Below are 20,336 nucleotides of genomic sequence, written 5' to 3'. Positions count from 1 at the left end.
ATCTCGGCTCTTGCATGCGGTGGGTACGGGTTGAGCGATCGGCGGCCGAGGAATGCCAATCTGCCTGCCCGGATGACGTCTTAGGACGGCGGCCGGCGGGCCCACCCCCGGGTGGACGGCCGCCGCTCGTATGCCCTCGTCCATCCCAGCCCGGCTATCTCGGCACAGCCTGGCCCGGCTTCAGCGACAGCGGCATCCGCGTCTGCCCGGCCACGATCAGCGTCCGGACGTCCTCCATGCTCTCCGTGCCGTCGTCCCAGCGCACCAGCCCAGACCAGTCACCGGTCGCGAAGCGCCGGTACTCCAGCACCACGCCGTGGTGCTCCGGGGCTCCATCTTGGTGGACCACGTCGGTCAGGGGAGCTGCGGCCGAGTCCTGGAGATGGCGCCGCGCGCGGACGACGGCCGTGACGCAGTGCATCTCCTGCCCCGGCTCCCCCTCGGTCACCTGGGACCGGACGGTGAACTCTTCGACGTCGAACCCGGCTCGCGCGCCGATACGCTCCACGGCCCGGTGCAGCTCCGCCACGCCGTCGGCGCAGGGCGCCTGGTCCATGCGGAAGAACCCGCGCAGTTCCTGCGGTTCCCCGTCCTCGCGCCGCTGCGCGGTGCCCGCCGGGCGGATGCTTCCGGTCCAGACGGGCCCGCAGTCGGCCGCGACCAGGAACTCGGCCCGCCCGCCGCCCGGCAGCCAGATACGGGCGGGCGGCTCAAAGGGGATCAGCTCCAGGAAGTCGTGGACGGGGACGGCCTTGCGCTGCGCCATGTCGGGCTCCGATCTCGGGTGCGGGTTGAGCCGGGCGGGATGCCACCCGTCCGACATAAACAATAGTAGCATACTCACCCACTATTTGCGGGTGTAGTGCGCGCCTCTTCGGCGGGTTCGCCGACGGGCCGGTAGTCGGCTTCGATGAGCCACTCCCCCGACTCCTCCTCAAGGACCACGAGCAGGGTCTGGCGGCTGCGGGCGGTGCTGTCGGCCGCGGCCCGGCTCGGCTGCTGCTCCTTGTCGACCAGGGCGTCAGGATCTGCAGTGCGCCACTGTCGGCCGTCGTCGGTCGCGGTGGAGCAGTACACGGTTTCCCCCTCCACGGTGACGTGGATCGGCACTCGGCCGTCCGGGCCCAGCAGGGCCGGGTCCGCCTCGTCCTCATGCACCGAGATGCGCAGGTGACCGTCCTCCTCGTCCAGGTAGGCGAACACCAGGACCGCGCCGATCTCGAGTGCGGGCAGGCTGCTGGGCTCGCCGGGGTCGTACGGGTGGAACGTCGCGCTGCGGTGGATCCGGCGGCGCAGCCTCTTCGGGAACATCATCTTCTCCTTCGTGCCTGTGGGGGCGGTCGGCCAGGCCCGCGCGGTGTTGCGCGGGCCCGGGGCGGTCAGAGGGTCCGCCGGGTCCAGCGGGGGAGTTCGACCTCGGGCTTCTCGCCTCGCTCGTACTGGCCGCACGCGCCCGGGGCAGCGAAGGGCTTGTACGGCTTGTGCTCGGAGTACGTGTGCTGGCAGGTCCTGCACAGCGGGGCCGCGTTGAACCACGCGGCGGGCCAGTAGTAGGTCCAGCGGTCGCGCCACTCCTCGCCGCGGGAGGTGACCAGGAGCATGCCGTTCGGCCACTTCTCGACTCGGCCGCCGTCGTGCTCCACCAGGGAGGCGATTTCGTGCCGGGTGCGGGCGGCGGAGTAGGTGACCGGCTCGGTGGATCCGCGCTTGGACAAGGTGGCGCGCTCGTAGCCCACGGCGTGGTCGGCGTCGGCGGCTCCGGCCCGGACGGACTCGCCGAGCAGTGGGCTGTCCAGCGGGCCGCGCCAGTCGAACCGGCCCGGCCGGACGGTGACCGACCGCAGGTCCGGTGCGATCTCGAGCTGCCACGGCTGGCGAAGCAGGGCGCGGACCACGGCGCGGTTTTCGCGGGCGGTCATCGGCAGCGGGTGCATGGTGACGGTGACCGCTTCCGCGTCACCGGTGGTCAGGAAGCCGCGCCGCCGCCCCTGCTCGGGGCACTGGCGGTTGAGCGCGGTCTCGGTCAGGCCGTAGCCGGTCAGGGCGGCGGCGACCAGGCGCCGCGCGGTCGCGGCGGTGTCGGTCTGGTAGGGGGTGGGGGTGTCGGTGGTCACGGAGAACGTCCTTCGGGTCCGGGTTGAGCCGGGCGGCGTGCCACCGCCGCCCGGCGGGAGGTGCGTGCGTCAGCGGCTGATGGCCGGGGGCTGGAGTGCCCTGACGCCCCGGGCCCTGCTTTCCGGGCGCTCGACGGCATCGGCCGGGTGGCTGGTGCTCTTGGCGCGCTTGGCGGCATCCGCGTAGTGCCGGTAGCGCTCGTGCGCGTACTTGGCGAGCTCCATCTCAGTGGCGGCCCGGGCGGCCGTCTGAGGGGCCGCGTTCAGGGCAGCGGTGTGCTCGTAGTGGTGGTCCGCCTTCACCAGCCACTGCGCGGCCTGCTCCATCAGGTTCTCAAGGTCCACGGTGCATCCTCTGTCCGGTGGGGCAGACCATCCCGCCCCGACATGAAAAACTATAGCAGACTTAGGCACTATTTGTAAAGCTGCGGAGATCATGCTCCCGCCGGTGCGGTGAGCCGGCCGCCGCCCTGCTCGAACCGCAGCGCCGCCCGCGCCGAAACCAGCAGCGCCGCCCGCGCCGAACTCGCGTAGTACACCCAGTTGGGGCCGGCTACCCGCCGCACCGCCTTCTCGATCGCCTCGGCCTCGATTGCCACGGCGAGCATGGCGGCGGCAGGATTCGAGCTACGCCCCTGCTGCACGGTGTCCAGGATCTTCAGCGCGCGGAGTGCCCGTTCACGGGCCTCCAGCTTCTTGGACAGACCGGACAGCTCGTCGCCCACCTCGCCGCCGAGCAGCCGGCGCGCCTCGTGCTCGGCCGGGTCGCGGTGGGAGAACGGGACCGGCGGGAACGCGGCGGCGGTCTCCTCCTCGGGCCGCACCACCCTGGGCAGCCGAGCACCCGGCAGGGACCAGCCGGGGCCTCGGCCGTCCAGCGGCTCCAGCCGGAACCGGACCCCGTACGGCGGCGGCTCCTCCACGCGAGCCACGACCCGCAGGGGCTCGCTCCACCCGCCGCGGCCCTCGTACTCGTACCGGACCACCTCTCCCACCGACAGGGCCGGCACCCCCTCGTCCAGCCGCCAGCCCCCCGGGACGGCCCGCAGCTGCTGACGCGCGCGCTCCTGCTCCTCGCGGAAGTCGATGACGCGAACTAGGCGGTCGACGGCGTCCAGCCTCCGGCGCTCCCCGCCCTCCTGCTCCTTGTCCTCGCCCTCCAGGTGCAGGTACCAGGACCGGCCCTGCTTGAACACGTACCCTCGCAGACGGCCGTCCACCTCGACCGGGTAGCGGCCGTGCTCGTTCAGCCGGCCCAGCGACGTCCGCTCCTGGCGGGCCTGCCGCTCCTGCTCGTCCTGCTGCGCCCTGATGGCTTTGCTGAGCTCGTGGGCACGGCGGTCGGACTCCTCGGTCAGGGAGCGGTTGCGGTTGCCCAGCGCGGCCCGCTCGGCCCGGGGGAGGGAGCCGCGAAGTCGGCTGTGCAGCTTGGCCAGCTCGGCGGCCAGCTCCTGGTCCTGCATCTGGCGGGGGTCCGGCAGCGCGTCGGCTGCGGTGGTGCCGGGGTCGGTGGTCAGGGTGTTCATCGGTTCGGTCCCTTTCAAGGTGGTGCCCGCCCGGCGGCGCGGGGCTGCCGGGCTCGGGCGGTGGCTGGGGTGTTGGGGGTCAGGAGTTGGGCCGGGTGGCGCGGGCGGCGGCGACCGCGCCGATCGCCTGCAGCAGCGCGAACGCGAGCTCGGGCTCGGCCAGGCGGACGTTGAAGTCCACGCTGTCGGCCGATCCGCTGATCTGGACGTTGATCCACGTGCCGTGGCCGGTCAGGTCGCCGTGCATCGTGTCGCTGACCTGGTGCTCGACCGGTCCGCGCGGGGGCAGGCGGTTGAGCTTGACCAGCGGGAGGACGGCCGCGATCCGGGCGGCGAACTCGTGCCGGGCCGCTCGTGCCGCCTCGGCGGCTTTCCGCCGGGCCGTCCAGGCGGGGGTGAGGTATCGGGCGGTTCTCATGTGGGGGGGGCCTGTTCTGGAGCAGCGGCGTGGCGTGGGGCCGGAGAGTTCGGTGCGCCGTGCCGGGGGCGTCCCCGGCACGGCGGGCTTGGGCGCGGTCGGTTCCCCGGCCCTGTAGCGCTGATCACAGCCAACGGGTCTGACGTCCCCTCGTGATGGACGAGCGGGGCACGCAGTCCTTCAGTGGCTTGTTCGTGGCAAGGGCGTGCAGCCGGTACCGCGCGTCGTGGTCGTAATAGACACGGCTGCACAGGTTGTCCTTGCAGGCGTATGCGCGATAGACGCCGCGCCACATCCGGATGTTGCCGTGGTAGGTGACCACGCAGCCGTCCGGGATTGCCTCCGCTGCCGGGCGCGCCAGGACGTCGGCGCTCGGCGGTGCGGCCAGCGACTGGGGGGCGGGCGCGCCGCTGACGACGACCCACTCCCCGTCCCAGTGGGCAGGGCGGTAGGCGACGGTCTCGCAGTTCGGGCGCCAGTCCTGACCAGGCGTCGAAGCGCCGCTGAAGCCAAACGCGCGGGGCTCGCCGCTCACGGGATGGACGGCTACCTGCGTGCACTGGAAGACTCGCACCAGCCGGCTGTCCGGGAACGTCTGGATGTAGGTGTGGCCCGCCTGGAAGAAATCCGCCTCGGTCACGTCTGCTCCTTGCTCGGGCTGTCCGGGTTGAGTCGGCCGGGGTGCCATCCCCGACCGACATGAACAATAGTAGCGCATCTAACCACTCTTGCCAAGTAGGCTGAGTCGCTGGTCTGGTGGGATGTCGGCTCAGCCGCGCAGCCAGGTGGAGCCGGCGGGGCGCATCGGCTCGGGCGGTTCGGTGCGCATGAGGTCCAGCGGGTAGGGGTTGAGGCCGAGTGGGCCGTCCAGCCATTGAACCGCGGCTCCGTGGCGGTTTCGGATCGCGATGAAACCCTTGCGGCCGTCGGCGGCGAAGAACTCGACACCCATACGGAACTCGGGGAACGGGGCCGGCCCGACATCGACGATCCCGACCCACCATCCTGGAAGCTCGGCAGCCAGCGCTGCACGCTGCTGCTCGGCTGCCGCGCGCTCGGCCACGTACTCCGTCGCCAGGTCCATGTGACGGTGGCAGGACCAGCCGCTGTAGCGGACGTAGAAGCGGGGGAACTGGTGCTCCCACGGGCTCAGGGTCGCCGGACACTCCAGTCGTACGGGGGCCTGGCCGTAGCGACTCCAGTACGTGAAGTAGACGCCTTTGGTGATCATGTGCAGTCCTCTCTCTGCAGGCCGGCGTCGGCCGAGAACGGGAAGGGGTGAGCACCAGCCGACATGAACAATAATAGCAGAGTTAGTCACTCTCGACAAGCGGGAAAGCCCGCCCAATGCACCGGGAACCGCTGCGCCCGGCCGCTGGCCGACTGAGCACCCGGCGTCTGGTCAGCCGTACAGGTGGGTCAGGAAGTCGGCGGACTGCCACGCGCGCCGGACGTCCGCCGGGACCGGGTCCACGGCGGCCACCGCCCGCTCGGCGTACTCCGCCGCGCGCTCCGCCAGCCGGAACCCCTCCGTCAGCGCTTCGCGCTGGTCGGCGCTCGGCTCGTCCACCTCGGTCAGCGCCACCCAACGGTCGGTCCGGCGCTGCGCCGCTGCGATGGCCTCGAGCGCGGTGACAGCCGGCTCCGGCTGCCGGTAGGTCGCCAGAACCTCCTTGCTCATGTCGACGATGACCCGGGAATGGCCGTGCTCGGCGGCGGCCCGGAGCGCGGCGTCGTGCAGGTTCTGGACGATGGTGCCGTTGAGCACCACCTGCCACCGGCCCTTCGGGCTGGGGGCCTGGACGGTGCACCACAGCGGGATGCGGCCGTCGGGGCCGGCCTGCTCGGCGAGCGCGGCCGGGATCGGCATTGGGATGTACGGCTGCTCGGGGTCGTCCCCGTCGGGCACGCCGGCCGCGGCCTTGGCGACGGTCCGTTCGTCCGGCTCCCACGTGAAGCCGGTGCGGGTGACGGCGACGCGGGCCGGGTCGGTGCCGTCCAGGGCGGCGGCGACCATGGATGAGTGGAAGGCGGCCCCCGGGCGTGCCTGCCTGCAGATCTCGAAGAACTCCGCGAGCTCCTCGACGAACGCGGGCGCGCCCACGGCCCGCTCGGTGGCCTGGACACCGGCGACGACGTGCCGCTCCCTGTCGGGGCCGGGGAGGGTGAGCAGGCGGAAGTGCTCGGACTCGCCGATGGACGATCCGGTGAACGCGCTCAGCGGGACGGCGGGCTGGACGGAGATTCCTCCGGCCGCCTGGATCTCGGGTGCCATGACTGTGTGCCTCCTGGGCTCGGGCCGGGGACGGGCGGGCCGCTCAGCCTGGTGGTGGTTGTCGTGCGCCGCCGCGTAGGGGCGGCTGCTCCCGCGGCGGCGGCGGTCGGCGGGCCGGGCGGTCGCGGAACCGCCCGGCCGCTGCGGGGCTAATCGGCGGTGAGCAGCGGGGCGTGCTCGTCGCAGACCGGGACGGGGATGCCGTTCGAGTCGAGCCGGAACGCGGTGGCCCTGTGGCGCTCGCGCCAGACCCCGTCGACCTGGCCGGACCACGCGCACAGGTGCCCTGCGTCCTCGGACAGGTGGATGACGGCGGGGCTGTCGGCGGTCAGCACGTACGGCGGCGTCACCAGGGCGGCCGGGACGTACTCGGGGATGGCCAGCCGCAGGAACAGCGGGTCGCGGAACAGCCGCTCGATGGCGGAATCGCCAGTCGGCTCAGTGAACCGGGTCCGCGCGTGGTTGAACCATCCCTGCGGCTCACGCGTCCACACCACGCGGCCGTGGCGGACCACGTCCCCAGTGTGGAACTGCGTGGGGATGCTGCGCTCGTCCGGGTAGGGGCTCGGCGGCAGGCTCGCCGGGTCGACGTGTCGGTCGGCGGCCACGTCGACCATCGTGTGGCCGTGGGCGCTGAGGGTGAACGGGAACGCCCAGTACAGCGGCGCGTAGTAGGAACCGGCCTCGGCACTCGGGCGCACCACCCGGGACGTCCAGACGTACTCCCCCCGGCCCAACGACTGGATGGTCAGGATGACGGCCTCCTCCCCGCCACGGGCGAGCTTGACATCGCCGGGGCGCAGGTCCCGCAACCGCATCGTGGCGCTGCCGTTCGGGCGCACGGCCGCGCCGCGCTGGGCCGGGGTCTTCGGGGTGCTGGTGTTGCTGGACAAGCGGACTCCTTGCTCGGGGTGCTCGGGTTGAGTCGGATGGGGTGCCACCGCCTTCCGACATGAACAATAGTAGCAGTGTTAGCCACTATCGACAAGTGGGGTGACCCGCTCTCACGATGTGACTCCGACCGATAGCTTGCGAATCCGAACTGCACCTTGCGAGTTATAGGCGACCACTCGTCTGCTCGGCGCTGACCTGCGGACTCGTCATCGCGACTGGGTCGACCATGTCCGGCCTCGCACACTATCGGTCGGAACGGCCCGCAGACTGCGCCTCGGAACATGGCCGTGGCCTGCGACGGCTCGGCGGAGCCTCGCAAGTTATCGGTCGGAGTCACACACGACTCCAGCGGCGGCGACCGCCCAGCGCCTGGTGCCCTCGATCCGCGACCCTTTGAAGCCCAGCCGGCCCACCGCGTCGGTACGCAGCTGGGCCACCTCGTACGGCGTCACCAGCACGGCTGATCCCCATTGGGGCCCTCTCGGACTGGGGTGGTGGCCGGGGCCGCACCGTCCGGTGCAGCCCCGGGGTGGGCGGTCAGCCCGCCGAATCGGGCCCGTCGAGCGCGCGGCACAGTGCGTCCTGGGCGGCGCGGAACACCGGGTCGTCCAGGTCGTGCCCGCACCCGTGGCAGCGGCGGCCGGCGTAGCGGCAGCGGCACGAACTGATGTCGGCGACCGGGAAGACCTGCTGCCGCAGCGCGAACCCGTAGTTGTCGTCGTAGGCCCGTTCGGAGATGGTCTCCACGACAGTGCCGCGCCACGCCTGCCCGGCGAAGTACTCCCGCGGGTTACTGCCGAAGGTGACGTAGAGGTTGTGCCACCAACCCTCGTCGGTGGGGCACCACTTGGGCGCGTCGGCCCGCCACTTCGCGCCCCTGGAGGCCAGGCGCTTGCCGCGCGAGCGCGTGACGAGGGCTTCGCCCCGCACGGTGGGCCGGATCTCGAACCCTCCGCCGGCCTTCGGCATGACGTAGTAGGTGTGGTCCTCGGTGGTGACGGCGCCGGGAAGCGGCACGGCGGTTCTCCTTCTCGGGATGGGGTAGGGGCCGCCCCGCCCACTGCGGGGCGGGGCGGAGGGGGTGTCAGGCCGCGAAGCGGCGGCACTTGCAGCTGTACCGGTACACGTCGGTGTTGTTGAACGGGTAGTAGTCCACGGCGGCGGCGTCAGCGAGCTCCTCGGTGGCGAAGCACACCGACACCTGCCCCCGGCGGGAGATGGCGTTGGTGAACAGCACCTGAAAGTGCGCGGCGCCGGTGACGGCGTGGCGGGGGACGATGGCCGTTCCGGCCGCCTCCTCGGCGGTCAGGCCGAACGCCACCGCCCGGCTGCGCAGCTCGGCCAGGCGGCGCTGCAGCTCCTCGGGCTTGGCTGCGCGGCCGTTCGACGGCGCGGCCAACTCACGGGCCCAGTCGGCCAGGTGCAGCAGCTCGCCCGTGGCCGCGACGGGACGGTGCCGGGCGGCGCGGCCGGCCGCCTCGGACAGGGCGGCCAAGTCACCCCGGGATCCGAGCACCCGGTCGACGGCCCCACGCAGCAGGCTGACGGCGTACGGCGTCTCCTCGTTCTCGGCGACCCCGGGGCGGGCCAGCAGGCGCTGCGCCAGGGCGTCGGCGGCGCGCACCCGGGCCTGGACGTCACGCATGCTGCTCCGGTACCCGGGGTTGGCCAGGGTCTTCGGGGCCAGGCGGTTGGCCGCGTAGGCGATGCGGTACAGGGTCCAGACGTCGCGGTCGATCTGCGCCAGGGTGCGTACGGTCATGGCCGACTCCTTGCTCGGGGTGTTCGGGTTGAGCCGTCCGGGGCGCCACCCCTTCCGACATGCACAATAATAGCAGGGCTAACCACCATGTGCGAGTGTGTGCTCGCTCAGAACTCCCAGCAGGGGAACGAGTCGTGGTCGCCGTCGCAGGGGTAGATGCGTCCGCGCTCAAGGCTCTCGCCGATCACATCCAAGTGGCCGTCCAGCTCGTGGTCAGGGCCCACCCATCCTTCGAACTCCCGCAACCGCGCGTTGATCTCGTAGCTGGTCGCGTCGGTGTCGACGACCAGAGCGGCGATATGGCTCGGCCGTCCCTGCTCGTCGACGGCCGCGTCCGCGGAGGGGGTCAGCAGCCACTCGCCGGCCGCCGGAGCGACGGCGAACGGCACCCGGCGGTCGGGGTGGAACAGGTCCCAGAGGGCAGCAGTAGGCACCGGCGGAGAGATGGTGATCGTGCCGCTGACCTCGTAGTCGTACGACATCGGCATGTCCTTTGTCTGGCGGGAGGTGCGGGTGGGGGGTCGTGCGGGTCGGCGTGAGATCACCGCGGGGCCGGGGCGGCGGGCTCCGTGGCGGGGGTGCGGGCGTCCTGGCGGGCGTGGTCGGGGCAGGCCCGAACGGGGCGGTACACCGTGCTCTGGGAGACTTGCACGAACCGGTCGATCCGGCCGGGCGCACCGCATGCCGGGTAGCCGAACTGGGCGGCGGTGCTGGTGCCGCCCCCCGTGCTGACGGTGCGCCAGGTCGCCTGGCACGCGCCGACGGTGTGGTGCGCGACGCCGTTCGGGTCGGCGGTGGTCTCGGGCCAGACCTGCGGGGGCGGCGCGCTGCTGGACATGGTCTGCTCCTTGTTCGGGGTGTTCGGGTCGAGCCGTCCGGGGTGCCATCCCCTTCCGACATGAATAATAGTAGCGGAGTCAGGCACTATTGGCGAGCTCGTGCTCGCCCGGCATGTCCCCGAGGGCGGCGGGCCGCCGCTCACTGCGGCGGCCCGACCCGGTCGCGAAATCAGCGGGTGGTCAGCGGGCGTTCGATGGTGACCGGCTCGGCCGCTGCGACGTCGGCGAACCGCCCGATGGCGAACGGCCGGCGGAAGCTGAGGCGCCGGTCCTCCTCGTCGACGACGCCCAGGACGTCCGCCCACCACCGGGGCCGGTCGCCGCGGACGGCGCTCTCCTCGGCCGTGCCCGTGGCGAGGACGCTCGCCCGGATGCCCTCGACGTGGACGATGTCCCCGGGGGCGATGTCGGCGAGCGTTCCGGTGAAGGTCACGCGCTGCGCGTCGGCTCGGGCGACGGCCGCGGCGCAGAGCGGGTCCGCGTCGGAGAGGTAGCGCAGGGCCTTGCCCAGGTCCTCCAGCGCGGCCAGCCGCTCCGGGTCGGTCGCGCCTGGGGCGGCGGCGACCCGGGCGGCGGCCTCCGCTGCGGTCCGGACCTCGGCGACCCGGGACGTGTCGATCATCTCGGACTTGTCGGCCTGCCACGCGGTGCCGTCCTCGGTGAACACCCACTCCGTGCCGTTGACGGTGTCGCGGTGGGTCGCGGTGCGCACCCGGCCGTCGGAGCAGCGCAGTCGGGCGCCGGCGACGTCGGCCCGTGCGGTGCGGTCCCGGACGGCGGCGGTGGTCAGGCCGTAGCTGGCGGCGTGGGCGGCGGCGCGCTCCCGGTCGTTGAACGTCGGCCAGTAGTCGGAGTTCGCGCCGACTGCGACGACGTAGCGGCCGAGCACCGCCTCCCCCTCGTCCGCCTCCTCCTGGGCCGGCTCCTCCTGGGCCGGCTCCTCCTCGCTGTTGCACTCCGAGCAGGTGCCCGCCGGGTATTCCGGGTGTTCCGTGCAGATCCGGCCCCACGTGTTGTACGGGTCCTCCGGGTCCGTGTCGTCCATCTCGGCGTTCTCCTCGGCGGCCCGGTTGGCGACGTCGACCGCGCACCCGGTGACGTACCAGGCGGTTTCCGCGTCGGCCGCGGCGAAGGCACCCCACTCCGGGCCGTTGGAGGCGGCGGAGCACTCGGCGACCGGGGCACCGGTGACGCCGGGGGCGACCACGCGGCCGTGGACGCAGTGGGCCGGCTCCCGTTCCGTGCCGGTCGGGCTCGTGTGCTGGGAGACGATCGCGGTCTCGGCGATGGCCCGTGTCGGGTAGTGGGTGCCGTCGGCGCGGGTGAGGAGACGGCCCTCGGCGGTGACCGCGCCGAAGCTGGCGCCCTCCCCGAACCCGACGCGGAAGGTCCAGCCGACAGGGTGCTCCTCGCCGTCGACGACGACGGGCCGCATGTGCGGGTTGCCGCCGAAGCTGCGGGCCGTCTCCTGGGCGGCGGTGAAGCGGGCGAAGGCGTCGCGCAGCGCCGCGGCCTCCGGCGTGTCGGCCGGCTCGGCGGGGACGGCGACGGCCTGGTCACGGTTGGCGCTGGCGTTGTACCGGAACGGCTCGGCGGTGCGCCACCCGAACGCGGTCAGGATGCCGTCGACGTCCGGGTGCGGCTGGTATGGCATGGGGACGTACAGCGAGAAGTCGTCGGAGCCGACGGGGCGGACGGTGAGGCGCTGCTCGCGGTTGCCGGGGAAGAGGACGGCGCTGTAGAACTCGACCACGGCGCGCCCCTCCGGGGCCGGCGCGGTGGGCTCCTCGTCTGCGGGTGCGGCGGCGGCCTCGGCCTCCGGGGCGCCGGCCGGCGCGGCGACCTCGAACCCCAGCTCGGCGGCGAGCACGCACGCCGCGCGGTGGCTGGCTACGTACGCGCCGCCCTTGAACTCCTCGATCGGGCCCTGGAAGCCGTGCAGCTCCCCTCGGGCGGCGGTGGCCGACACGGGCCACGCCTTGACCAGGAAGCCGACGACGCTCTCCGCCTCGATGACCAGCACGTCTCCGTCTCGGATCTCCTCGTCGCACTGAGTGGCGTCGTACGCCTCGGCGGTGCTGTCGAACCGGTGCACGGCCGGGCCGCCGGAGGTGGGGGAGTTGCTCTGCTCGACCACTGCTGCTCCTTGCTCGGGGGGTTCGGGTTGAGCCGGTCGGGGTGCCATCCCTCCCGACATGAACAATAGTAGCGTAGCTAGATACTATCGGCAAGCGGGGATGATCCGCGCCGACATGTGCGGGGCTGGGCGGGTCGGGCTGGTGCCCGCACCCGTGGCGGCCGGCGTGCTGGCGGCGGCGCGGCTGCTCTCCTTCTCGCTCGAGTGGCCGGGGGACTGCTCGGCGCGGTGCGCTGTGGGCCGGGGGCGGCGGTGCCGGCCGCTGCCCCCGGCGGGGTGGTTCAGCCGCGGGGAATCCAGAGGCCGCGCTTTTCGCGCTGGATCTCCCAGTCGCGGCGGCCGGGCTCCTTGCCGGGGCGGAAGTCGTCGCAGCCCAGGAAGCTGTCCGGGCGGCCGTGTTCCTGCTTGGCGTCGCCGCACTCCAGGCACCGGGTGATGGCCTGGCGGAACTCGGCGCACACCGCGCGGTGCTCGTCCAGGCCCTCGGACAGCGCGTGGTGCGGGGTCGGGTGGCCGTCCCGGTTGGCGGGGTTGGTCCAGTCGCCGGGGTTGCGGCACCCCTCCGCGGTAGCGACGTCGAACCGGCCGAGGTACGACCACGGGGCGACCGGAGTGAACTCGGCCGGGGCATCGGGCTCGTTGAACATGTTCTCCGGCCAGAGGGTCACCGAGCAGGCGCAGCCGGGCACGGTGTACTGCCACCCGGCCAGGTACCCGCCGTCCTCCCAGACGGTGGCGGTGAACTCCCCGAATGCGAGCGGGGCGAGGTCGGCGGCGGCTTCCGGGTGGACGGTGATCGTGCGCATGCTGTGCCTTCCTGCGGGGCGGTTCGGGTTGGGTCGGCCGGGGTGCCACCCCTTCCGACATGAACAATAGTAGCGCATCTAGCCATCATCGCCAAGCGGAGGTGGTCCCCTTCCGCTACTGCGGGTCGACGAAGCCGGCCGCGGCGACCGCCCACCGCATCCGGTCGCCGTGGTGGTCCGGCTCGGCGGCGGCGCAGAACAGCGCGCGCTTGGTGCACTCGATCCGCAGCCCGTTGAAGCCCAGCCGGCCCACTGCGTCGGCGCGCAGCTCGGCCACCTCGTACGGCGTTACCAGTGCGCCGGTCTCGTGCATCGACATGTACAGGGCCTGGGCGGCCGGGCTGATCTCCACGGAAGTCCTCTCGGCTGGCGGCAGGGAAGGGCAGGGCCGGGCTGCGCCCGCTCGGCGGCGGGCGCAGCCCGGGGCGTCAGCCCTCCGGGGTGTCGCAGCACGGCCCGTACCAGGAGCCGGACGGGCTCCGGCGGTTCACGGTCAGCTCGACCCGCAGCCCTTCCGGATCGTTGGGCAGCTCCACCCGCACGCGCGCGCCGGCCCGGAAGGTCGAGATCAACTCGCCGGTGCGCAGCCCGTCGCCGTGGTGCACCGTGATCGCGTCCCCAGGCACCAGGCCAAGAAAGTCCGGCGTGCTCACGCTGGCGACCGTGCGCCACCATGCGGCCTTCTCGCGCACGCCGCCGCTCGGAGCCGGTGCCATCGGCGCGAACTGGTCGCCCGGCCGGAAGTCGACTCCGGCCGCGACGAGATCGGCGGTCGGGCTGTAGAGGTGGCCGTCGGCGAAGGCGGCCGGGACGCTGGAGGCGGGGAGGGTGTTCTGCTCGACCACTGCTGCTCCTTGCTCGAGATGTTCGGGTTGGGCGGTCGGGGTGCCCTTCCGACATGAACAACTATAGCATAGTTGGACACTATTTCGGGGGAGGGTGGCGCCACTTCTTCGCGTTCGGCCGCCGATCAGCCCAGGTACGTGATTCCGTTCGGCAGGGTCCACCTCGGGTGGGTCATCGCGCGCACGGCCTTGCGGCACTTGCGGCACAGCCTGGCGGACGGCAAGGTGCGGGCAGCGCGGCGCAGCCTGCGGGCGGCCGGGTTGCCCTTGGGGTGGCGCGGCCCGTAGGTGCGCAGTACGCCCCACTGGCCGCGTCCGGTGCGGGCGGCGAATCCACCGTCGAACACGACGGGGCCCGTAGGCGAGTCGGTGACGAAGCGCCCACACAGCGCGGCGGAGCGCGTCCACGGGCCCGGGTTCTGGTGGCCCGGGGGCATCGCGTGGTCGCCGTTGCAGTGCAGGAGGGGAGCGGTCGGCATGGAGTGCCCTTCGTGGTGCCGGAGTGCGGGTTGAACGCCCCGGGTGCCATCCCGGAGCGACATAGACAATAATAGCAGAATTAGCCACTGTGTGGAGTCGTGCGCTGCCGCTTCACCGGACGTCGGCGCCCACCGGCGCGGCGCCGACGAACCCCGGCGACGCCCGCCGGCGGGGCCGACCGGCACCGCGCCGACCTACCGCACACGGGGCGGCACGGTCTCCGCGTTCCGCTCCTGCAGCCACCGGAGGACCTGCGCCGGAGCGTCCGCCGGATCGGCGGTGTCCCACTCTCCGACCTCCTCCGTGCCTTCCTCGTCGTGGTCCAACTGCCAGACCAGTGCATCGCCGTCCAGCCCGACCACCAGCCATCGCGGCCCCTCCGGCGTCGTCAGCCGCACCCCCGACGCGTAGAAGTTGTAGCCGACGGAGAGGACTTCGGCCGGGATACCGGCCTCCTGCAGCACTCGAGTGATCGTGCGGGCGTGCGCGGTGGCGCCGTCGAAATCCGAGTGGATGTCCCCGCTGCGCCGGGCCCTCGACGGTCGCGCGCACGACGCACCCGCTTCCGGGGCACTCCACGATCAGCCGCACGGCGGACACAGCCGGACCATCGGGACCGAGCGGGAAGAGTTCGGCGGCGTACGTGGCGGATCCGGGCTTCGGTCACCCAGCGGCCGGGAAACATGCTCCCCGGTTCTCCATCCGGGTCGCTGGGGCCGGTGTAGGTGGTGCTCGGGGCGGGGTCGTGCTGCGCCATGGCGGAGTCCTCCTGTTGGTTGTCGGCGGCCGGGCTGGCGGCACCTGGTGGGGTGCCGGGGAGTGGGGCCCGGGGCGGCGTTGCCGCCCCGGGGCGGTACGTCAGGCTGCCAGCGTGGGGCGGCCGGGGGCGGCGGTCGCGTGCGGCCTCTCCCGCAGGACCACCACGGGCGCGGGCAAGCCGTAGTGCCGCGCGAGCAACTCGACGGCCTGGTCCTCGTCGACGTCGCCCACCGGGACGGGGGCGCCCGTGTGGTCGGTGACGACGTAGGCGCAGCTGGCGTGATTCGACCGGAACCGGACCGTTCCGCCGAACCCCTCGTAGCCGTCGAAGGTGACAGCTCGGGTGAACTCCTCGACCGGGCCGACCGGGCGCAGCCGGGCGACGGTCGGCGCGGCGGGTGCGGTCAGTGCGGCGGCGGGTTCCGGCTCGGTCGACTGCTCGGCGGCCTGCTCGGCCTCGGCCTGCTGCTCCTGGCCGCCCGCGTCGTCGGCGGCCGGAGGGTCGATGCTGTCCAGGACGGCGGACACTGCCGCCGTGACCTTCTGGAGGACGGACAACATGGTGGTCTTGATCTCCTCGGGGGTCTTGCCCGCCCAACCCGCGATGTACGGGGCGGAGCTGATCCCGGAGTCGAGCCCGAACCAAGCGCACACGATGGCGGCGACGGCTTCGGCCTCGGTCTCCATCCGGCCCCGGTGCTTGGCGTACTCGGCCATGTCCTCGACGTGCCCGCACTCGACATGGCCGACCTCGTGGGCCAGCGTAACCGTGGCGTGCGCCCCGGGGTCGGTGTCGCTGATCAGGATTTGCCGGGTGGCCGGGTTGGTCGAGCCGTCGGCGGGGGAGGTGTCGGCGAGGGCGACGGTGTAGCCGCGCCGTTCGGCGTGGAGGGTCAGCGCGGCCCACAGTCCGTCCGGAACGGCCCCGGTGACCTTCGCGCCGATGGTGACCAGCGGGGCGGCGGTCGCGTCCTCGATGGGGTCGGTCTGGCTGATGTCGAACACGGGCGTGGTGCGGAACCGGGTGAAGGTCTCGGGCTTCCCGTCCTCGTCCGTTGCCGGCTTCCCGTCCTCGTCCCGCTTCTTGATGGTCATTCCGGCGAAGATCGTCAGGCTCTTCTCGCCACGGCGGACCTGGCGGCCCTGGCGCTGCCATTCGTCGTAGCTGGCAACGGCGGTGGCGTGGGGGCACTGCTGGAGGATCAACAGCCAGTTGCGGAAGCTGTAGCGGCGCAAGTCCAGCGACGCCATGGCCCGGATCGTTGCCGTCCACCCTTCGCTTGTGGCGAGAGAGACGACAGCATCGGTCAGCTTGTCGCCGAGTGCGGCAACGGCGGCTTCCCGCGTGGCGGTGCGGCGCGCCTTCTCCGCCTCCGACATCTTCGGCCGGCCCTTGGCGCGGGACTGCTTGGTCCGGGTCTTCGTCGTGGTCATCTCTCCGCCTTCATTCGGGTCGTACGGGTTGAGCCGGGAGGAGTGCCATCCCCTTCCGACATGAACAACTATAGCGCAACGAGCCACTATTTACAAGCGTGGGCACCCTCTCGGACGGTCTTCGTTTCGAGGGGCCGGCTTGTGAGCCGCAGCTCGCCGGGGCCTGCCCGTCGACCCGAACGCCGGACCCGCGCTGAGCGCATCGGCAATGGGAGAGGAGGGGCGCTGTCTGGGGCGGGCGCGTTCCCGAGGGCGAATCCCCAGGGTCGGTCTGGCGCGGGGGCCGGCGGGCCCGCCTGGGGGCGCAGGCGGGCCCGTCACCAGTTTCTGGGGGCGCGGCCCCGGGGGGTCAGTCGTGGGCTTCCTGGAGGCGCGGCAGGGAGGCGGGTTCGATCGGGGTGATGGACCCGTGCGAGACGTGTAGGGCTACCAGTACGCCACGCACCGCGTCGTACAACTGGTACTGGCCGCAGTCGCAGTCGTCGCCATCTCCGCCGTCGCACTCGTACACGAGGTACGTCCCGCTGTGCAGCTCTTGGAGGGACCCGCTGTACCGAACGCGCGTGCCTCCCTTGATCCACATCAGCGGCGCCTCGGTGGCGGTCGGCTCGGCCGCCTCGGGCTGGGGGTCGACGGGGACGGGGTGGCCGTGGTGCTGCCGCGCGTTGAGGATCTGTGCGACGCCGTGGCGCAGTCGCGCCTGCTGCCCGGCGGCGCAGAAATCGCCGATCGCGGGGTTGAACCACTCGATGTGGAACCGCGTGCCGTGCCCCCGGAACAGGAGCCCGATGGTCCCGGCCTCCGGGTGGGTGACCTTCCACCCGGCGAGGGTCAGTCGGTGGGTCTCCTCGTCGAGTCCGGGGTTGAGCGTGTCGGTCAGCCACTGCCACTCTGCCAGCTCGGAGAGGGACATGCCCTGGACCGACACGGTGATGTCGCCGAGCGAAGTGATGGTCAGGTCACCGGCCTCGTCTCGCTGGCTGGCGGTCAGACCTCGGACGGTCATGGTGTTGGCGGCCATTGCGTTCCTCCTGGGGCGTTCGGGTTGAGTTGGGAGGAGTGCCACCCCCTTCCGACATGAACAACTATAGCGCAGCTGGTCACTAATTGCCAGTGTGAACACCTTCCCTGGGCGGGAGACGGCTCGGGGAAGGAGCCGTGAGCCGTAGCTCACCCAAGGGAGCATTCGTCGTCGTCGCCGAATAGTGAACCCGTACCGAACGCATCGGTGGACGGGGCGAACAGGACCGGCTGCATCGCACGTTCCCGCCCGACCTGGTGCGGGCGCAGCTGCGACCACTCCGGGAGAGAACCCGCCCCGGTCAGGGCCAGCTGACGGCGCGGCTCGGGAGCAGCCTCTAGCACCATCTCGAAGTCAGCTGCGGGTGCTCCGCCGGGTGCCGCCGGAGCCGGTCTGGGCGGCTCCTCCGGGACGGCGAACAGCTCCCGCTGCACGGGCTCGGCGGTTCCCGCGCCGTGCTGGGGCGACGGGACGGTGACAGGGCGGCGAAGCGTCATGAGGGGCCTCTCGGAACGATGGGGGGACAGGTAGCGGGTGCACCGATCGCCGGTCGGCTGCCGGTGCACCCGGTCCTTGCTGGGGTGCTGCGCCCGGGGCTACGAGGTCATGTCCTGCTCGTCGGGCTGGAAGTCCTTGTACCGCCTTTGACAGGTGGTGCACCAGCCTCCGGCTGTGAACAGTGATCCGCAGTGTGGGCAAGCTTCGGTTGCTACAGGCGGCAACCTGTCCTCCTTAGTGGCGAGCGCGGGCCGGGCGGGGGTGGTGGGTGCGAACATGGCGGACTCTCTCCTGGTGGTCGGTGGCGGCGTGAAGTCGCAGACAGGGCGCAGCGGCTCGGGGACGGGGCGGGGGCGGCCGGTGGCCGCCCCCGCCGGGGGCGGCTGGCTCAGGCGGCCAGGGCGAGCGCCAGGGCGCGGAACTTGGGGCTGTTGGCCACCTGCTCGAAGCGGGCGGCGACCTCCTCGGCCAGCGGGCGGTGGGTCCGGAGCAGACCGAGCACTCGGGCGGCGTTGTAGCGCTTGACCGGGAAGGTCCGCATGCGGCGGTTGCGCCCACCCTTGTTGACCCGGTTCGGGCTCTTGGCGGTCAGCCGCTTGCGGGTCTTGCCCATCTCGTCGGCGGCGCCGAGCTTCTTGGAGATCGCCGAGGTGTTGCGGCTGATGTCGGCCGCGTCGTACCCGGCCACCGCCATCGCCACGGCGACCGGAAGGGGGCGGCCGGAGAGAACGGTGGCGTGCGCGCGGGTGTTGCGGGCCTGCTTGCGGGTGTAGATGGCGCGCTGACGGAGGGTCTGCTGGGCCTTGCGAGTTTGGGCGTTCATCTCGGGTCCTTCCGGTTGGTACGGGTTGAGCCGTCCGGGGTGCCACCCCCTTCCGACATGAATAACTATAGCAGAGTTAAGTACTCTTGAGAAGCTGGTGCCGCCCCATCTGCAAAGTCACCCGGACGGCCCCGGGCAACAAGATCATTAGCAAGCCTCTGCGGTGGACGCCTCACGCAGAGCGGCCTGCACGCACTCGACGGCCTCCGCCATCATCCCCCACCCCGCGTACTCCATCGCCGACGCGAGCGACCGGAGCGCACCCCGCGCCCGGAACCGCGCCCGGTCGTAGCCACCCTGGGCAACCCGTCCGTACATCTCACCGGCAAAGGAGCGGAATTCAACTGACGAGAATTCACCAACGAAGAATTCTCCGCTGATTTTCGAAAGCCGATCAGAAGAACCCTTCCGAATCCTCTCCAGAGACTTTCCAACAACACTCAAAGTACCGGGGAGGAGAAAGCGGAATTCGGCGGTCGCGCGGTCGACGTTCACTGTTCTATCCCTCACTGCAAATAGGACCCTGGACAAATTCCCGGCGGGCGGCCAACCGTGCCGCCCGCCGGGCGGTGGCTACGCCGCGAGCTCGACCCCCGGCGCCTGCGGCGCCGTCTCGAACAGCGACGGCTGAACGAAGTCCTCGCGCGGGGCGAGCCTCAGCACCGCGCCGCGCAACGTACGGGAGGTGATCGACCGGGGCAGGTGGGCGGCAACCGTCTGGGGGTCCTTGACGGTCCGCCACATGCCGTACAGGTTCACATCAAGGGCGCTCAGCGCGCGGGCCAGCTCGGCGCGGGCGGCCTGCACGCGGGCTACCGAATCCAGGGTCTCGATCAACTGCTCGGAGTCGAACTCCATGGTGTTCCCTTCGACGGGGGCGGGTTGAGCCGGTCGGGGTGCCACTCCGTTCCGACATGAATAACTATAGCATGTCTAGCCACTGCATCGGAGGACCCCCCTGTCTCGCAGTGCCCTGCTCGGTTGGGGTCCTGGATGCAGTCCTGGATGGGGTCCTGCTATGGCGCCTGGATGGGGTCCTGGATGGGGTCCTGGATGGGGTCCTGGTCCATGTTGCCGAACAGGGGTAAGAGTGCAGGTCGGGGGCTATATCAGGTCGGGGCAAAAGGTTGACAACCTCTTCTGCTGCCCCCTTCTCCTGCTGCTGGTGGGGTGGGTGGTGTGTGGGGTGGGCGGGTACGTGCGGCGAGGTTCTGGCGCCTGCGGCGGGCTTGGTGGTGGGCCGTCCGGCGGGGCCGGCCGGTGTGTTGGGGTGGGGCCAGCGGCTGGGGGGGTGTGTTGCTGGTCGGGCGCTGGGGGGGTGTCAGCCCCTTGGGGTGCGTCCTGCTGGTTCAGGGACCGGGATGCGGGATGGGCGCGGCCCGAGTGGGCTGCTCGGCGGGCCGTACGGCCTGTTTTAATAGGACGATTCCGACCGATGCTCACGGAACTTTCATTTCGCATTGCCGGGAACGGCATTGGCCGTCACCCGGGATCGTTTCTCACTCTTCTTCTGATACAAGTGAGAGGGGAAATTGTTGCGAAATTAGAGGCGGTATTGCGTTAGCGGTGAGCGGAATTTTTGGGGGCTTATCTAGCAGTTTCCGAGAGGTCCGATCGGAGATTTACACGCGAGCCGTGAGACCAGATCCGCTCCCGCTGTGAAAGTGATACATCGACTGAAGGGAATGACCTTAGCCTAGCGGAC

Annotated in this window: 25 protein-coding genes; all 25 read right to left on the bottom strand. The window is 71.5% G+C overall.

The window, feature by feature from the left end:
* Window positions 1–154: 154 nt before the first annotated feature.
* Entirely contained in the window at window positions 155–766 is a 612-nt protein-coding gene (locus tag LN042_RS22995; protein WP_230053208.1) for a hypothetical protein, read from the bottom strand.
* A gap of 74 nt (window positions 767–840) precedes the next feature.
* A complete protein-coding gene (locus LN042_RS22990) occupies window positions 841–1,311 on the bottom strand; it encodes a hypothetical protein (RefSeq protein WP_230053207.1) in 471 nt (156 codons plus the stop codon).
* Window positions 1,312–1,379: 68 nt separating this feature from the next.
* Window positions 1,380–2,114, bottom strand: coding sequence for a hypothetical protein (locus LN042_RS22985; protein ID WP_230053206.1), 735 nt, complete (start codon window positions 2,112–2,114; stop codon window positions 1,380–1,382).
* Between the two features lie 69 nt (window positions 2,115–2,183).
* On the bottom strand, window positions 2,184–2,459 hold the full coding sequence (locus LN042_RS22980) for a hypothetical protein (RefSeq protein ID WP_230053205.1): 276 nt from the start codon (window positions 2,457–2,459) through the stop codon (window positions 2,184–2,186).
* 89 nt (window positions 2,460–2,548) lie between these two features.
* Window positions 2,549–3,640: a hypothetical protein gene (locus LN042_RS22975; protein ID WP_230053204.1), complete on the bottom strand. Its 1,092-nt coding sequence runs from the start codon at window positions 3,638–3,640 to the stop codon at window positions 2,549–2,551.
* 79 nt (window positions 3,641–3,719) lie between these two features.
* Window positions 3,720–4,058 carry a hypothetical protein gene (locus LN042_RS22970; RefSeq protein ID WP_230053203.1) on the bottom strand — a complete coding sequence of 113 codons (339 nt, stop codon included), beginning with the start codon at window positions 4,056–4,058 and terminating at the stop codon, window positions 3,720–3,722.
* A 124-nt stretch (window positions 4,059–4,182) separates the two neighbouring features.
* Window positions 4,183–4,698: a hypothetical protein gene (locus LN042_RS22965; protein ID WP_230053202.1), complete on the bottom strand. Its 516-nt coding sequence runs from the start codon at window positions 4,696–4,698 to the stop codon at window positions 4,183–4,185.
* A 129-nt stretch (window positions 4,699–4,827) separates the two neighbouring features.
* Complete coding sequence (locus tag LN042_RS22960; RefSeq protein WP_230053201.1) at window positions 4,828–5,289, bottom strand: hypothetical protein; 462 nt, start codon at window positions 5,287–5,289, stop codon at window positions 4,828–4,830.
* Between the two features lie 171 nt (window positions 5,290–5,460).
* Window positions 5,461–6,333, bottom strand: a complete 873-nt coding sequence (locus tag LN042_RS22955; protein WP_230053200.1) for a hypothetical protein — start codon at window positions 6,331–6,333, stop codon at window positions 5,461–5,463.
* 149 nt (window positions 6,334–6,482) lie between these two features.
* Window positions 6,483–7,226, bottom strand: a complete 744-nt coding sequence (locus LN042_RS22950) for a hypothetical protein (protein WP_230053199.1) — start codon at window positions 7,224–7,226, stop codon at window positions 6,483–6,485.
* Between the two features lie 538 nt (window positions 7,227–7,764).
* Window positions 7,765–8,244 carry a hypothetical protein gene (locus tag LN042_RS22945; RefSeq protein ID WP_230053198.1) on the bottom strand — a complete coding sequence of 160 codons (480 nt, stop codon included), beginning with the start codon at window positions 8,242–8,244 and terminating at the stop codon, window positions 7,765–7,767.
* A 67-nt stretch (window positions 8,245–8,311) separates the two neighbouring features.
* On the bottom strand, window positions 8,312–8,989 hold the full coding sequence (locus tag LN042_RS22940; protein WP_230053197.1) for a hypothetical protein: 678 nt from the start codon (window positions 8,987–8,989) through the stop codon (window positions 8,312–8,314).
* 107 nt (window positions 8,990–9,096) lie between these two features.
* Window positions 9,097–9,471, bottom strand: a complete 375-nt coding sequence (locus tag LN042_RS22935) for a hypothetical protein (RefSeq protein WP_230053196.1) — start codon at window positions 9,469–9,471, stop codon at window positions 9,097–9,099.
* A 59-nt stretch (window positions 9,472–9,530) separates the two neighbouring features.
* The gene (locus LN042_RS22930) at window positions 9,531–9,827 is read right to left on the bottom strand and encodes a hypothetical protein (protein ID WP_230053195.1); all 297 of its coding nucleotides are present in this window, start codon (window positions 9,825–9,827) and stop codon (window positions 9,531–9,533) included.
* A gap of 170 nt (window positions 9,828–9,997) precedes the next feature.
* Window positions 9,998–11,965: a hypothetical protein gene (locus LN042_RS22925; RefSeq protein ID WP_230053194.1), complete on the bottom strand. Its 1,968-nt coding sequence runs from the start codon at window positions 11,963–11,965 to the stop codon at window positions 9,998–10,000.
* A gap of 281 nt (window positions 11,966–12,246) precedes the next feature.
* Complete coding sequence (locus LN042_RS22920) at window positions 12,247–12,771, bottom strand: hypothetical protein (protein ID WP_230053193.1); 525 nt, start codon at window positions 12,769–12,771, stop codon at window positions 12,247–12,249.
* 115 nt (window positions 12,772–12,886) lie between these two features.
* Window positions 12,887–13,123, bottom strand: coding sequence for a hypothetical protein (locus tag LN042_RS22915; RefSeq protein WP_230053192.1), 237 nt, complete (start codon window positions 13,121–13,123; stop codon window positions 12,887–12,889).
* Between the two features lie 76 nt (window positions 13,124–13,199).
* A complete protein-coding gene (locus tag LN042_RS22910) occupies window positions 13,200–13,616 on the bottom strand; it encodes a hypothetical protein (RefSeq protein WP_230053191.1) in 417 nt (138 codons plus the stop codon).
* A gap of 125 nt (window positions 13,617–13,741) precedes the next feature.
* Complete coding sequence (locus LN042_RS22905) at window positions 13,742–14,095, bottom strand: hypothetical protein (RefSeq protein WP_230053190.1); 354 nt, start codon at window positions 14,093–14,095, stop codon at window positions 13,742–13,744.
* Between the two features lie 195 nt (window positions 14,096–14,290).
* Window positions 14,291–14,560 carry a hypothetical protein gene (locus tag LN042_RS22900; RefSeq protein WP_230053189.1) on the bottom strand — a complete coding sequence of 90 codons (270 nt, stop codon included), beginning with the start codon at window positions 14,558–14,560 and terminating at the stop codon, window positions 14,291–14,293.
* A gap of 394 nt (window positions 14,561–14,954) precedes the next feature.
* The gene (locus LN042_RS22895; protein WP_230053188.1) at window positions 14,955–16,289 is read right to left on the bottom strand and encodes an ArdC-like ssDNA-binding domain-containing protein; all 1,335 of its coding nucleotides are present in this window, start codon (window positions 16,287–16,289) and stop codon (window positions 14,955–14,957) included.
* A gap of 349 nt (window positions 16,290–16,638) precedes the next feature.
* Window positions 16,639–17,310 (bottom strand): hypothetical protein, encoded by a 672-nt coding sequence (locus LN042_RS22890; protein WP_230053187.1) that lies wholly within the window; start codon window positions 17,308–17,310, stop codon window positions 16,639–16,641.
* 886 nt (window positions 17,311–18,196) lie between these two features.
* Complete coding sequence (locus LN042_RS22885; RefSeq protein ID WP_230053186.1) at window positions 18,197–18,631, bottom strand: hypothetical protein; 435 nt, start codon at window positions 18,629–18,631, stop codon at window positions 18,197–18,199.
* Between the two features lie 147 nt (window positions 18,632–18,778).
* Window positions 18,779–19,126, bottom strand: coding sequence for a hypothetical protein (locus LN042_RS22880; protein WP_230053185.1), 348 nt, complete (start codon window positions 19,124–19,126; stop codon window positions 18,779–18,781).
* A 78-nt stretch (window positions 19,127–19,204) separates the two neighbouring features.
* Window positions 19,205–19,489, bottom strand: coding sequence for a hypothetical protein (locus LN042_RS22875; protein ID WP_230053184.1), 285 nt, complete (start codon window positions 19,487–19,489; stop codon window positions 19,205–19,207).
* Window positions 19,490–20,336: the final 847 nt, after the last annotated feature.

This window comes from Kitasatospora humi, from assembly GCF_020907985.1.
Taxonomy (GTDB): domain Bacteria; phylum Actinomycetota; class Actinomycetes; order Streptomycetales; family Streptomycetaceae; genus Kitasatospora; species Kitasatospora humi.
The sequence above is the reverse complement of the archived record's forward strand: the minus strand, read 5'-3'. Positions and strand labels throughout refer to the sequence as shown.

Excerpts from the sequence above, each read along its gene's own strand:
- LN042_RS22995 (WP_230053208.1), bottom strand. The coding sequence starts at position 766 with ATGGCGCAGCGCAAGGCCGTCCCCGTCCACGACTTCCTGGAGCTGATC.
- LN042_RS22990 (WP_230053207.1), bottom strand. The coding sequence starts at position 1,311 with ATGTTCCCGAAGAGGCTGCGCCGCCGGATCCACCGCAGCGCGACGTTC.
- LN042_RS22975 (WP_230053204.1), bottom strand. The coding sequence starts at position 3,640 with ATGAACACCCTGACCACCGACCCCGGCACCACCGCAGCCGACGCGCTG.
- LN042_RS22970 (WP_230053203.1), bottom strand. The coding sequence starts at position 4,058 with ATGAGAACCGCCCGATACCTCACCCCCGCCTGGACGGCCCGGCGGAAA.
- LN042_RS22960 (WP_230053201.1), bottom strand. The coding sequence starts at position 5,289 with ATGATCACCAAAGGCGTCTACTTCACGTACTGGAGTCGCTACGGCCAG.
- LN042_RS22955 (WP_230053200.1), bottom strand. The coding sequence starts at position 6,333 with ATGGCACCCGAGATCCAGGCGGCCGGAGGAATCTCCGTCCAGCCCGCC.
- LN042_RS22940 (WP_230053197.1), bottom strand. The coding sequence starts at position 8,989 with ATGACCGTACGCACCCTGGCGCAGATCGACCGCGACGTCTGGACCCTG.
- LN042_RS22935 (WP_230053196.1), bottom strand. The coding sequence starts at position 9,471 with ATGTCGTACGACTACGAGGTCAGCGGCACGATCACCATCTCTCCGCCG.
- LN042_RS22930 (WP_230053195.1), bottom strand. The coding sequence starts at position 9,827 with ATGTCCAGCAGCGCGCCGCCCCCGCAGGTCTGGCCCGAGACCACCGCC.
- LN042_RS22920 (WP_230053193.1), bottom strand. The coding sequence starts at position 12,771 with ATGCGCACGATCACCGTCCACCCGGAAGCCGCCGCCGACCTCGCCCCG.
- LN042_RS22905 (WP_230053190.1), bottom strand. The coding sequence starts at position 14,095 with ATGCCGACCGCTCCCCTCCTGCACTGCAACGGCGACCACGCGATGCCC.
- LN042_RS22895 (WP_230053188.1), bottom strand. The coding sequence starts at position 16,289 with ATGACCACGACGAAGACCCGGACCAAGCAGTCCCGCGCCAAGGGCCGG.
- LN042_RS22890 (WP_230053187.1), bottom strand. The coding sequence starts at position 17,310 with ATGGCCGCCAACACCATGACCGTCCGAGGTCTGACCGCCAGCCAGCGA.
- LN042_RS22885 (WP_230053186.1), bottom strand. The coding sequence starts at position 18,631 with ATGAACGCCCAAACTCGCAAGGCCCAGCAGACCCTCCGTCAGCGCGCC.
- LN042_RS22875 (WP_230053184.1), bottom strand. The coding sequence starts at position 19,489 with ATGGAGTTCGACTCCGAGCAGTTGATCGAGACCCTGGATTCGGTAGCC.